Genomic DNA, 13320 nt, shown 5'->3' on the forward strand with positions numbered 1-13320 from the left:
TTTATTTGGGTTGTCAGTTCTATGAAAGCTGGTGAAACCCGCCCCTACAGCCTAATGACTAATGACTAATGACTAATGACTAATGACTTTTTACGGCATTCCGATCGGAATCAAAGAATCGAACGGCATACAGCTAGAGTAACAACTCCCTTCCGATAAAACCGCAATCAGCCTCACCTGCCAGTCGGGCATAATCTGCAAATCCGCCCAGGGCACTGCTACCTCCAAACATTTATCCACTCCCACTTGGGCGCGGCTAATGCGGGGCTGCCACTGATCGCCCTCTTCTGCTTCCTGAAACCAAATCGATTTCGTCAGCAAATTAATCTCTAACTGATGGTGGTATCGATAGTTGAGCGGTGCTTCGTCAGGTAAACCCGACAGCGGAATCAGACTGTTGTTCATCGTGCGATCGGGATAAAACCAGAACAAATTTAACTGCTGCGGGCAATCAATTCCCGGCCGCACCCCTACCTTGAAGTCGGCACGAATGTAAAAATTCAAGTGGTCAACCCCGTACCAAAGGCGCTGAATTGCCGAACTCCGGTGCATCGTACCCCTTGCTCCCCCAACTTCAATCCGACCGGCTTTGTCCCAATCCTGTTCGTTGCCGATACCGTCAATCACCGGGTGAATAAAGCTCAGCGGCAGGTGGTCGCCTTGAACCTCGTGCACCTCTACTTGCCGTCGCACTTCCGGGGGTACAGGCTCGCCGAGAGCTTCGTAAATGCCCGCTACGTGTTCCCGAAATAGCTGGTCGAACATGGCATCTTGGTTCGACGTGTGGCCTTCGCCAAACCACCAGAACCAGTCGGAACCTTCGGCCGCATAAAGCGCTTCCCAAGCTTCTGGGTTGCTTTCTTCTGTGGCCTCTGGATGGTTTGCCAGCATTTGTCTGGCGGGCCCTAATATGTCCCAAGCGCGATTTTTCGCGGGATCGCCGATCCAAGTTGTGAGGGAACCGTCCACCCAGGAACCGGTGTGCAGTTGGGCTGCGGGAATTGTTTCGGTTGCTGGGAATTTGTCGAGAAATTCCGAGACTGTGACTAATTTGATATCTGGATTGTCGCTGAGAGTTTGATAGAGGGATTCTAAGAACGGTTTGCCGTCTTGGGGATAGAATTCCCAGCAATTTTCGCCGTCTAGGGCGATCGTCACTAACCAGGGATTTTCTAAAGCTGTTTGGCCGTCGGGTTGTCGGTTTTTGAGAGTTCTGCCGATCGCTTCTAAGTGTCCCACTAAATCTGATGCTGCTTTTTCCGGTTCCATCGAACCGTAGGTAAACCCGATCAAGTCGGACAATCTGTGGTCTCTAAATACTATGGCTAAATCACCGTCAGGAGTTTCTAAACGGTAAGGGCGATATAAGAATTCTGGTTCGTAGACATTCCCTGTGGCGTCTCGGTTGAAAAAGTGTTTAATTGTCCACCCCAAAACTGCTTCGTCCGAGACTATCCATTTAAAGCCTTGTTTGGCAATGTAGGGCAAAATTTCCGGGCTAACTGCTTGTTCCGACGGCCACAAACCGCGTGGTTGGCAATCAAACCGGTCTTCATACATTTCCCAGGCTTTTCTCAGGTGTCGGGGAATATCTTCTTCCCACTGAAACCGGTGTTGTGGCAGCGTCATGTTTGGAATAGCTATGCGGCCGCCATTTGTGTCGGCAAGCAGCGGTAAAATCGGGTGCGTGTAGGGGGTTGTGGAGACTTCCAACTGTCCCTCAGCTTGCATTTTACGGTGCTGGGGAATGATTCTGGCAAGAATTTCTTTTTGTTTTGAGTAGATGTTTTTTCTGTCTACCAAACTAAAATTTTGTCCTTGTTTCAGCCACCCTGCAATCTCGGGGTCGTCCCAAAACAGCGGGTCAATCCAAGCTAAATTATGCCAGGCCAGCAAGTCGCTAAAATCCTGCAAATTCCAGTTTTCCAAACACCACTGAATGCCTTTTTCCTGCCGCTGAGTGTAGAGTTGAGCGTAGCGGGGGTGTGGCTGAATCAGAGTATGGTAATTGGCGTCAAAAAAGTGTTCTAAAATGAACTCTTGTTCTGGGAGGGTTAAAATTTCTGCTGACTTTAATGTCACCGTCAAGTAAGGGTCTAATGCTTTGTCTGCGATGCAGTCTTCTATCTGCAAAATCAAGGAGGGAACCAAGTTTACGGTTTGATGCAGGTTGGGATATTTTGCCAGGAGGAGCACTAAATCCAAGTAGTCTTTGACTCCGTGCAAGCGCACCCAAGGCAGTCGGTACTGAGCTGCTGCTGTGCTAGCTGATACTCTGGATTTGTAGAGCGGTTGGTGTTGGTGCCAAATGAAGGCTACATAAAGGGGGTGAGACATTGAATTTAGTAATTGGTAATTGGTAATTAAATTTGGTAATTGGTAATTGGCAATTAAATTTGGTAATTGGTAACAGTCAACAATCAACAGTCAACAGTCAACAGTCAACAGTCAACAGTCAACTGGTAATTGGTAACAGTCAACAGCCAACAGCCAACTGTCAACAGCCAACTGCCAATTGCCAACTGCCAACTGCCAACTGCCAACTGCCAACTGACTAATTACATTACCTGTTCGACTTCGGCAATTTCTGGGATAGCCTCGCGCAGGCGACGTTCAATACCCATTCTCAGAGTCATTGTGGAACTCGGGCAAGAGCCACAAGCTCCTTGCAGTCTCAGGTGTACGACTGGGCCCTCAATTTCTACGAGCTCGACGTTGCCGCCGTCCGATATTAGGTAGGGGCGCATTTCATCGAGAACTGTTTCGACGTTATCTCTGGTTAGTGCTAGTGTCATATTTCGCCTCTGTGATGATTTCTTGCAGTTGATGAAAGTTCGATTTGAATCAAGGACAGCATTCTCAACCCGCGCGGGATTTAAGAAACCGGGTTTTTTGATAAAAGACTTGCGTACTCAAATGAGCTGGCTGCAGCAAACCCGGTTTCTGTCACCGAAAAACGAGCGAGAAGCCCCTGACTTTAGGCATGGGGAGGACAGCGGCAGCGACGACCGTCGCATTAAAATCCCCTTTCGGGGTTGGAGAGGTATGGTTGCCTCTCCAGTGAGGTATGGTTGCCTCAAACTCCCTTGCGGGGTAATGTTAGCTTCGCCAATGTTTTAAGAGCTTGTTAGGCTAGCAGCACGTCCTTAACCCTTGTACAGATGTTTAACCACTAGCGACAGAGCGGAAAACTAGCTTCGCATTCTCCGGTGTCGTGACTCAAAAAACGTAGTCAGTAAAGACTTAGGCTGGTAAGGTAAGCTCTCGATTCAATCCCGCTCAAAGAGCCGGACAGTCTTAAAAGCCTCCGCCTTTAGGCGTGGGGTTCCTTACGCTGATGCTCGATCCCAATTAGCTCTCTCGTTCGATCGTAGCGTTACTTGCCGCCAAATCAAGTTGATTCTGATACGTTAACCAAAAAAACCCTTTTATTTAAGAAATCGGGTTTTTGATCGCGCTACACTACTGCTGGTTCTAGCAGTTTGACGTGGGAGTAGTTGAACTCGGTTGTTGTCAGTTGACCTTTTTCTTTTGCTCGAACTACTTGCTTTGTCATGACATAATAGTCGCCTATCTTCTCAAAGGTATCTTCAAATTCGAGTTCTTTGATAATTTCGTCTGTTTGGGGGTTGCGGAAAACGGCATCGTAGTGGGTAGCCAAAGAACCTTCGGGTGTCTCTAAGCTTTTGTGCGTGTCAATTACGAAAGCCATGCGGCCCATCACCCGGCTGACTTGACAAATTGAGAGACCTCGGATTTTATAATTCGAACCCATTGAGTCGCCTTGCACCAAGATGTCCACAGCGTCGGTGCTGTCCTTCTCGCCCAGGGTGAAGGTATTTTTGCCGTGAGATTTTTCAAATGTCGATCGTTTGCGGTGGGTGACAATATCGCGCATTTGGGTGTAGACGCTTTGCTGCACTTCCTCATCTTCAATGCCGCTGACTTCCACGCTCATGTCGGGTTTGATGGAAACATGACCCGTATATACTTCGTCGCCCTGTTTGAGTTCAATATCGGCACTGTAACCGGGAAAATTGGCATCCCAGGTATAGCGGTGTTCGTAAGCAGCGCGAAACAAATCGCGAGCGTTGGCTTGCTCTGTCATAAATCCCTCTTTCTCTTGACACCCATCTAGTTTAGCTTAACCGCGAGAAGCCCTACATTCACTGGGTAGGGGAGTTACCCGCACTCCTGGCGAGCACTTCTTGGGGGTGCGGCTGGGCTGGAAATTAGGGCGCAACCAGAATTTACTGTCTCTATCGGTTGCTATGATTTGAAGATAAAGTCCCAAAATTCCTGGTTATTGAGAGCGCGATGGGTCGATCGCCACCTACCAGTCTTTGTTATGGGTTATGTTGAAAAAACTTGTGTCCGCTTTTTAGGGGTTGCACCCGCAGGCAACTATTAGATTCCCCCCTTAATAAAATGCTAGAAACTGTCTACAAACACTTAGAAACATTGCAGGAACAAGCTAGGGAATTGCCACACCCGCATCAGGCAATTTTCACAAAATTTTTGGAGGATTTATCAAATTCTTTGCAGGAAATAGCAGCAAGCAACCTGTTTGAAAGCGCGACATATAACGCGGCCAAGCTGGTTGAAATTGAAAAAAATAATCGCCTCTTGGAACGCACTGTATCCCAGCAAGTAGGGCAAATCAGACAGCTACGGGAGCAGTTAGAAAAACAAATCAGCCAGCATCGCAGGGACAATCAAGCGTTAATTAAAAGCGAAGCTAAACTGCAAGCTATGCTGCGTAATTCTCCCGATCTAATTAGCATTATTGGCTCCGACGGACGAGTTCGATACCACAGCGGAGCTCTACAGCGGCTTTTGGGTTACAATCCAGAAGAAAGAATTGGCAAATTTCACGGCGAGTTAATCCATCCAGACGATTTGCTGGCTTGGCAGACGTATTTTGGTAAGTTGTTAGAAGCTCCCGGAATTGGGGGGGCAATTGAATATCGGAAACGCCACGCTGACGGTTCTTGGATCTACATGGAGTCGATAGGTAACAGTTTGCTTTACGATTCTAGCGTGCAGGGAATTATAATTTATTCGCGGGAAATAGGGGAACGAAAGCAAGCGGAAATCGCTGTCCGAGAGTCGGAACTCCACTACAGAGTTATGTCGCAAATTACTTCGGATTTTGCCTATTCTTTTAAGGGACTGCCCGACGGTAAGTTCGCCTGCGAGTGGGCGACAGAAGCTTTTGAGCGCTGCGCCGGGATCGTTCCTGAAGAATTAGAATCCTTTGGTTGGTGGAACTCCGAACTCGTTCATCCCGACGACAGGGAAATGTTAATTAAACAATTAGAAGGCTGTACTTTCAGCCGCACTGGAGCTAATGAGTATCGCATTATTAATCACAAAGGCGAGGTGCGCTGGGTGCGGGACTACTGGCAAGTGGTGTGGGACAAAACTTCTGAACGGGTTGTCCGTTTGTGGGGCGCTTGTCAGGAAATTACTGATCGCAAGCAAGTAGAATTGAAACTGCAACTCGTTAACCAAGTTTTGCAAGCCCAGATAGCCTCGGCGCCACTGGCGATTAACTGTACCAGCAATGACGGCAATACCGTTGTTTGGAACCGCGCCGCTGAACAACTTTTTGGCTGGACTGCGGCTGAGGTTTTAGGGAAACCTTTACCGAATATTCCTGAAGGCCAAAAGCAAGATTTTTACGCGCTGCTAAAGTCTGCGTCTAATGGCAAACCGCAAAACGGTTTGGAAATATCTTTGTTGAAAAAAGACGGTAGTTCGATCGATGTTTGGCTGTTTGCCGCACCTGTGCGAGATGCGGGCGGCCAGACTGTCGGCAGTATTAACATATTTTCTGATCTCTCAGAACGCAAGCGCATAGAGGAAGAGCGCCAAAAACTAGCAGCGATGAAAGATATGGAGGAACCTTTTTGGGCGCGCTATGTCAGCCCTCCAAAAGCTCCGAAAAAAAAGGGCGACGGGTAATTCTATCAAGCACAAGTTATAAGCATTAAAAGTGCAAAAGTGTAATCTTATGCTTGCAATATCCTTTCCGGTCAAATAACCTATTTGATGTGAGTCGTTCGAGCGGACATAATATGATAAATACACCGCCCTAAGCTGTTGTGCATTTAAATAGGGTGTGAGGATTTGGTGAAAGGGAACAGGAAACGGGAAACGGGGAACCGACAATATGTAATTTAAATGCTCGACAGCTTACTACGTGTAGTAGTTGCTATGCTGTACTGTGTAAAACTATAATTCCCTAAAAATAATTGATGAACCAGCTATCGAATTTATTGAGGGAATCTATCGATAAAGTGTCAGGTTTTTCCTGGTAAAACTTGTGGAAACGTAAATATTAGACTTGTTAAATACGCCACTAGAAGGTTTACTGATGCCCCGATTTTTCCTGACTCCTGAAAGTGGCTAACTCTGCGTGAGTTTGGCAAGCTTCACTTAACTCAATGTAATCTAAGATATTGGAAATTACCTGAGAAAGGTGGATAGCCGAACGGTGAGCTTCTTCGATAAAATCTCTCTCCTCTATGGGATCGTCAGCTTGGTCGTCTATGGTTAGTTGTAGATAGCCGATGATGTGATTTAGGGGAGTGCGGAGCTCGTGGGACGCCTTCAACAAAAATTGCTTTTTGAGCTGGGATAGTCCTTGTACTCGCTTGCTTTCCTTTTGGTACAGGGTGGCGAGGGCGATCGCACTTCCTACTTGCTCGGCAAGTTCTTGTGCGAATTCGATCTGGCATTGAGTCCAAGGTTGATCGGTCTTACCCTTCCCGGACGATCGACCCTTGCACTGATGCAAGCTAATTATGCCGTTAGCTTGCTCTTGGTAAGCGGTAGCCACCACTAGCAGCGACTGCGGCCCAAAATGGTCATTGGCTGCAAAGGAGTCTACTACCACCGGTTCGAGGGTGGCTAGAGCTTGAAGGAAATGAGGTGCTGCTGTGAGCGAGATTTCCATTCCCAGCATGGGTAAAAATGGTTCTTGGCAGTATTCAGCAGCTACTTTGACTTGCAGGCTAGAACTTTCATAGGGACAAAGGATACAGCGGCTGACGCCTAGTGTTTCTCCCAGAGTGTTAACTGTTTGCTGCCAGATGGTATTGAGATCCAAGGTGCGACGAATATTTCTGCCAATTTGGAGTAAAAGCTTTTGCGATTGAGCTGATATTTGCTGATTCATAGCAACCCTTTTTCTACTAGACTGGCAAAAGTTTACCACTCCGGCAACAGGGCTGGGAGTTACTGAATTTGCCAGCCAGCCTCTGTCAGACTTATGGATTACGTAATTCTACTTAAATATTGCCACAGACCGTCAAACATTACTAAGTATTTGCGGTGTCTTTACAAGATCTTTATGATTTTCACATAGAAGAGAGAGCATCCTGTTTTCTTAAAAATCCTTGACAGTAGGGGATTGAAAAGCTGAATCAGTGCTAAAAGTAGGCATGAAGTTCTTGTAAAGTTGGCGGTTTATGGGGGTTTACTCGGAGGTGTGAGCTTCCAGCCGACAGATTAAAGATGAGCTGTTATCCGTATCCCCCGGATTTGATTTATGCCAATTCTGGGTGGGGATCAGAAGTAGCGTGGGTGATCAATATGATCCCAAAACTCCCAAAAAGGGAGCTTGGCGACGGATAAAAGTCAATCGATTTTAGATTTTAGATTTTAGATTTTAGATTTTAGATTTGAGATTTTAGAATTGAAGCATTGACTTGCGCGAGATAAATACGTTCGGCAAGTTTCATCGGATACAGGTTTTTTATTTCTGGACGGATGAATCACGTGGCGGGTATCCTGGATGCTTGATTGTCAAAATTGATACGCTGGTGGGCGATCGAACTGTGTTTGTAGGATAATTACCAATTATCGATGACTTTTATTCACGAAACATAACTTACGAATACAGGAATATAGCAATTTTTAAGTGAGTAAGGTACACTTTGGTAATTGGTAATTGGTAATTGGTAATTGGTAATATCAATTCCGGCTGCGCCGGAATAATATCAAATCCGTCCTTCATCGTCGCGCGTAAAGTCTAATCAAGATGCCCACAAATAATTCGCGCAATTTTCATTTTTTTGACCCCTCCTTCAACAGTCAACAGTCAACAGCCAACAGTCAACAGTCAACAATGATGCCGGTTGCACCGGAATCGATATGATTAATTTTTAAATAGTGGTTCTTGATAAAGAGGCACAGTAAAAGTAACCGTCGAGCCGAGTCCTTCCCCCATACTGTAAAAATTTACTGTACCCCCCATTGCTTCTACCAGTTTTTGAGAAATAGCCAATCCCAAACCCGTGCCGCCGTATTGCCTGGTACGAGCGCCGTCTACCTGAAAAAACGACTCAAATAATTTATCCTGCTTGTCGAGAGAAACGCCAATGCCAGTATCAGCGACTCGGATTTTCACCATTCCGGGGAACTGCTGGTTGTGAACAGTCACCTTTTTCTTAATAATTTCGGCACTGATGCGAATTCCCCCTTCCCCGGTAAATTTAATGGCATTGCCCGTGAGGTTCAAGATTACTTGAAGCAGGCGTTGGTAGTTGCCATACAAAATAATCTCGTCCTCCACAGGGGGTTTTTGGATTTGAAATTGCAATCGCTTTTGCTCGACTTGAACCCGTGTAAAATCCTCAACTTGTTGCAACAGTTCACCGAGTTTGACGGGAGCGAGGTCTAACTCCATTTTGCCAGCTTCAATTTTAGCGACATCCAAAATATCGTTAATCACATTGAACAAATGTACTGCTGATCGGTAAGCTTCTTCGATAAATTGGTGCGCTTCTTCGGGGTCATCTGCCATGCCGTCCATAAGCAGTTTTAGGAAGCCTAGGATGCCGTTGAGGGGGGTGCGGAGTTCATGAGAAGTATTAGCAAGAAATTGACTTTTAAGTTGGGAAAGAGCTACGGCTTCGGCGCGGGCCTGTTCTAATTCTTGGTAAAGTGTAGCGTGGGCGATCGCACTGCCGACTTGAGCGACTAACTCGCGGGCGAATTCGAGTTCGACTGGACTCCATGGAGGGGAACTGCCACAGCGGTGCAAACATATCAGTGCATTGGGTTGGTCTTCATAGGAGGTAGCTGCTACGAGCACGGAATGGCGGTGGAAGGGATCGGCGGCGGGGGAGGCGTAATCGACTGCTACTGGTTTTAAGGTGGCTAAAGTTTGAATCCACCCCGGCTGTTCGGCTGCGCGCAGTTCTACTCCCAGCATAGAAGAGTAAGCTTCTTGGCGGTACTCAGCTACTACTTTAAAAGTTTTCGATTGGAGATTTTCGATTTGAGCTGGGGAAAGCGGGGGCGAGGGGTAGCTAGCTATTGACTGTTGTAATTCGGCTGCTGTGGCGGTCGAATTTTGCTGATTTTCCGAGGCAAGTAAGGGGGATGTTTCAAGATTTTCGCTGTCTTTTTTGTAGGAACAGATGATGCAGCGACTCGCGTTCAAAACTTGACCCAAGCTGTTAACAGTTTGCTGCCAAATGGTGGCTAAATCGAGGGTTTTGTGCAGGTTTTGAGCGATTTGGGAGATGATTTTACGATCTATTTCCGAGTAGGGAGGGAGCGATCGACCGGGGATACGGCTTGCTGGAAGCGGCATTTGTGGGCGGGCGTCCAAGGGGGATGGCAAAGCTCGATAGAGCATGAATTCTGGGGAGTCGGGCCGTCTGTCTGCGGGTTTGTCAGACAGCAGCCTTCCCATAACTAATACTTTTGTAGCTTTGCCGTTTGAGTCGATCGCCGGAGTGAGTGTCAAATCGAAGAGCAAATATTGTCCGGCGTGGCAAAATGGATAGCTGAAGCGTTGCGGCACGAGGGTTTCGAGCGATCGCCGCAGGATATCGAGATAAGGCGCAGGGGGGATGGGTTGCAGGGTTTCGCTGAGGGGGCGATCGACAATTTGTTCTGCTGTAAGGTTGTACTGTTCGGCTTTTTGCCAATAAAAAGATAGATATCGACCCCTTGCGTCTTGGGTAAATACTAATTCTGCTCCTAACTCTTGAAAAAAGGCTGTAGAGGCGAAGCTCGATCGCCGGAAATCTGTGTTAGAGTCCATCAGAGTAGGGGATGAAAGTAGTTCGGATTTTTGAGTATTGAGTTTTTAATAAAGAACTCAATACTCCCCCTTGTTTGGGGCTTCTACTGTTAATTTGTGAGTTATTAATCACTTAAAAAATTGTTGGCTTTTTAATTAAAACATTAATCGCTCAAAACTCACAAATTGCAAAACTTTTAGGCTTCTACTATTGACTTTTGAGTGATTAATGAACTCATAAAATATTAATTCTTTAATTCTGAACTCAACTCAAAACTCAAAACTATTCGTTCTCAGCCGTTTTGGGTAATTTAAAGATAAAAATTAAGATTGAGAAATTAGGAATCTGCACCGATTAACTATCAACTGTGAAAATTACGCCAAAATATGAGGCTGCGAACAAATCTAGTCAGGGAATGGCCCACGCATTTTTTCCCTCACCTAGAATAGTTCGGAGGTTGTGATTTAGCCGAGTTCACTCGCCCACCACCTGTAGCTTTAGCCACGAAATCTGCAGGATCTCGCCCGCGCGATCTAAATTTCACAGCCTGCAGATTTGCGCGCGCCGTCTGGGGCGAGAGCGCCTCAGTCGTTCCATTCACCGCGTGGCGGGACTGGGGGGTTGCGGCGTAAACTCAGAGCCAGCTCGTCTTCCCGGCGCTCGCCTCGGAGCCACTGCTTGATTGCTGTTTCAATGACTTTGCTGGGGTCATTCGTCAAGTGCTTAATTTGGTCTAGCAGTTCAGGATCGATATGGATAGATAGTTCCACTTTTTCTGACGAACTGTGGGAGGGTATACTTGACTGGCTCATAGTTAAAAAATCCTAGTTTTAATTCTTAAGTTTCAATTCTTTTGATGACAACCGACTGGACTAGATATTTGCAGTCCCTGATTTGCACCCCACCTTTCCTCAACCGCTTAACAGCTTTCTGTACAATGAGACAGAGAAAAGTTTTTTCCTTTTGGGTGTCCGGGCTGCGTCGGACACTTGAAAGGCTAATAACTGATACTCTTGAGGTTTGCCTCAGTTGTGGTTTCCTCTCAATCCCCAGTAAGAGGTTGAAGTAAGCACTCTACTCTTGCTTGTGTAATCATACAACAAAAAGTATCCTTTGCCGATTAGCTCTTAGATAAAAAACATGACTAACGTCCCTGTATCTCGCATTCGTAATTTTTCGATTATTGCTCACATCGACCACGGAAAATCGACCTTGGCCGATCGCCTGTTGCAGGCGACTGGGACTGTGCAGGCACGGGAGATGAAGGAGCAGTTTTTAGACAATATGGATCTCGAACGCGAACGCGGCATTACGATCAAGCTGCAAGCGGCTCGGATGAATTATACTGCCAAGGACGGTCAGGAGTACGTGCTGAATCTGATCGACACTCCCGGACACGTGGACTTTTCTTACGAGGTGTCGCGATCGCTCGCTGCTTGCGAAGGGGCGCTGCTGGTGGTAGACGCATCTCAAGGCGTAGAAGCACAAACCCTGGCAAATGTCTACCTTGCCTTGGGAAACAATCTGGAAATTATTCCAGTTTTAAATAAAATTGACCTGCCGGGGGCAGAACCGGAACGGGTAAAAGGGGAAATTGAAGAAATTATCGGTCTGGACTGTAGCGGGGCAATTGAGGCTTCGGCTAAGGAAGGAATTGGTATAGATGAGATTTTGGAGGCGATCGTCGAATTGGTGCCGCCGCCGCAGGATACTGTTGACAAACCGCTGCGGGCGCTAATTTTTGACAGTTATTACGACGCTTATCGCGGGGTAATTGTGTATTTCCGGGTGATGGACGGAAGTGTCAAAAAGGGCGATCGAGTTTTGTTGATGGTTTCGGGTAAGGAATATGTCATCGATGAATTGGGCATCCTTTCACCGACTCAAGTTCCAGTAGACGAACTGCACGCGGGAGAAGTGGGTTATCTGGGCGCGGCAATTAAAGCCGTAGCTGATGCTCGCGTCGGCGATACGATTACTTTGGTCAAAAAGCCGGCACCGGAGCCTTGGCCGGGTTATACAGAGGCAAAGCCGATGGTTTTTTGCGGCTTGTTCCCGATCGATGCTGACCAATTTCCAGATTTGCGGGAAGCTTTAGAAAAACTAGAACTCAACGATGCGGCGCTTTCTTACGAACCGGAAACTTCCAGCGCGATGGGATTTGGTTTCCGCTGCGGTTTCTTGGGTTTGCTGCACATGGAAATTGTGCAAGAAAGACTGGAGAGAGAATACAATTTGGATTTGATTGTTACGGCTCCTTCTGTGGTTTATCAAATCACAACAATTAAAGGGGAAGTATTAACAATTGACAATCCCAGCCACTTGCCAGATCCTCAGTATCGCGAGAAAATTGAGGAACCTTATGTACGGGTAGAAATGCTGTCGCCGGAAACTTATGTGGGCGCGCTGATGGAACTGTCTCAAAGTCGGCGGGGCATTTTTATGGATATGAAGTATCTGAGTCAAGGCCGAACTACGCTGGTTTACGAGTTGCCTTTGGCGGAGGTGGTGACTGACTTTTTTGACCAGATGAAATCGCGATCGCGCGGTTATGCGAGCATGGAGTATCACCTCATCGGTTATCGCGAAAATCCGTTGGTGAAAATGGACATTTTAATTAATGGCGATCCGGTTGATGCTTTGGCGATGATCGTACACCGCGATAAGGCTTATAATGTGGGCCGCGGGTTGACTGAAAAACTGAAGGAGTTGATTCCCCGCCACCAATTTAAGGTGCCGATTCAAGCGACCATTGGCGCGAAGGTGATTGCTTCGGAACACATTCCGGCTTTGCGGAAGGATGTGTTGGCGAAGTGTTACGGCGGTGATATTTCGCGGAAGAAGAAGTTGCTGCAAAAGCAGGCGAAGGGTAAGAAGCGGATGAAGTCTGTGGGTACTGTGGATGTGCCGCAGGAGGCTTTTATGGCTGTGCTGAAGCTCGATCGAGATTCGTAATCTCTGTGGCCTTTTGTCAGGAACAGGCAAGATGCCTGTTCCACAAAGAGTCAGTTTTTTGTAGTTGTTTGCAGTCATCTAGAACAGGTAAGATGCCTGTTCCACAAAGAGTCTGTTTTCTTGTGGCATTTTGTCAGGAACAGGCAAGATGCCTGTTCCACAAAGAGTCAGTTTTTTGTAGTTGTTTGCAGTCATCTAGAACAGGTAAGATGCCTGTTCCACAAAGAGTCTGTTTTCTTGTGGCATTTTGTCAGGAACAGGCAAGATGCCTGTTCCACAAAGAGTCAGTTTTTTGTAGTTGTTTGCAGTCATCTAGAACAGG

General features: G+C 46.9%; 9 protein-coding genes. 3 read left to right on the forward strand and 6 right to left on the reverse strand.

Annotated elements, in window-relative coordinates; all coding sequences use genetic code 11:
• Positions 1 to 90: 90 nt before the first annotated feature.
• Positions 91 to 2337, reverse strand: coding sequence for a glycoside hydrolase (locus QUB11_RS23340; RefSeq protein ID WP_333199048.1), 2247 nt, complete (start codon positions 2335 to 2337; stop codon positions 91 to 93).
• A 32-nt stretch (positions 2338 to 2369) separates the two neighbouring features.
• On the opposite strand from QUB11_RS23340, the gene QUB11_RS23345 reads away from it, so the two are divergent.
• Entirely contained in the window at positions 2370 to 2558 is a 189-nt protein-coding gene (locus tag QUB11_RS23345; protein WP_333199050.1) for a hypothetical protein, read from the forward strand.
• Here the strand turns inward: QUB11_RS23345 and QUB11_RS23350 are convergent, their stop codons facing one another.
• Entirely contained in the window at positions 2559 to 2795 is a 237-nt protein-coding gene (locus QUB11_RS23350; RefSeq protein WP_333032298.1) for a NifU family protein, read from the reverse strand.
• 662 nt (positions 2796 to 3457) lie between these two features.
• On the reverse strand, positions 3458 to 4108 hold the full coding sequence (locus tag QUB11_RS23355; protein ID WP_333199052.1) for a DUF3386 domain-containing protein: 651 nt from the start codon (positions 4106 to 4108) through the stop codon (positions 3458 to 3460).
• A 320-nt stretch (positions 4109 to 4428) separates the two neighbouring features.
• Here QUB11_RS23355 and QUB11_RS23360 point away from each other — a divergent pair, with 320 nt between their 5' ends.
• Entirely contained in the window at positions 4429 to 5967 is a 1539-nt protein-coding gene (locus QUB11_RS23360) for a PAS domain S-box protein (RefSeq protein WP_333199055.1), read from the forward strand.
• A gap of 406 nt (positions 5968 to 6373) precedes the next feature.
• Here the strand turns inward: QUB11_RS23360 and QUB11_RS23365 are convergent, their stop codons facing one another.
• The 3 genes from QUB11_RS23365 to QUB11_RS23375 all read right to left on the reverse strand — a co-directional run bounded on the left by QUB11_RS23365 (position 6374) and on the right by QUB11_RS23375 (position 10855).
• The gene (locus tag QUB11_RS23365) at positions 6374 to 7183 is read right to left on the reverse strand and encodes a GAF domain-containing protein (RefSeq protein ID WP_333199057.1); all 810 of its coding nucleotides are present in this window, start codon (positions 7181 to 7183) and stop codon (positions 6374 to 6376) included.
• 981 nt (positions 7184 to 8164) lie between these two features.
• On the reverse strand, positions 8165 to 10063 hold the full coding sequence (locus QUB11_RS23370) for an ATP-binding protein (RefSeq protein ID WP_333391842.1): 1899 nt from the start codon (positions 10061 to 10063) through the stop codon (positions 8165 to 8167).
• A 564-nt stretch (positions 10064 to 10627) separates the two neighbouring features.
• The gene (locus QUB11_RS23375) at positions 10628 to 10855 is read right to left on the reverse strand and encodes a hypothetical protein (protein ID WP_333199061.1); all 228 of its coding nucleotides are present in this window, start codon (positions 10853 to 10855) and stop codon (positions 10628 to 10630) included.
• Between the two features lie 328 nt (positions 10856 to 11183).
• On the opposite strand from QUB11_RS23375, the gene lepA reads away from it, so the two are divergent.
• Entirely contained in the window at positions 11184 to 12998 is a 1815-nt protein-coding gene (gene lepA / locus QUB11_RS23380; RefSeq protein ID WP_333199064.1) for a translation elongation factor 4, read from the forward strand.
• Positions 12999 to 13320: the final 322 nt, after the last annotated feature.

The sequence above is a fragment of the Microcoleus sp. B6-A1 genome (assembly GCF_036705085.1).
Taxonomy (GTDB): domain Bacteria; phylum Cyanobacteriota; class Cyanobacteriia; order Cyanobacteriales; family Microcoleaceae; genus Microcoleus.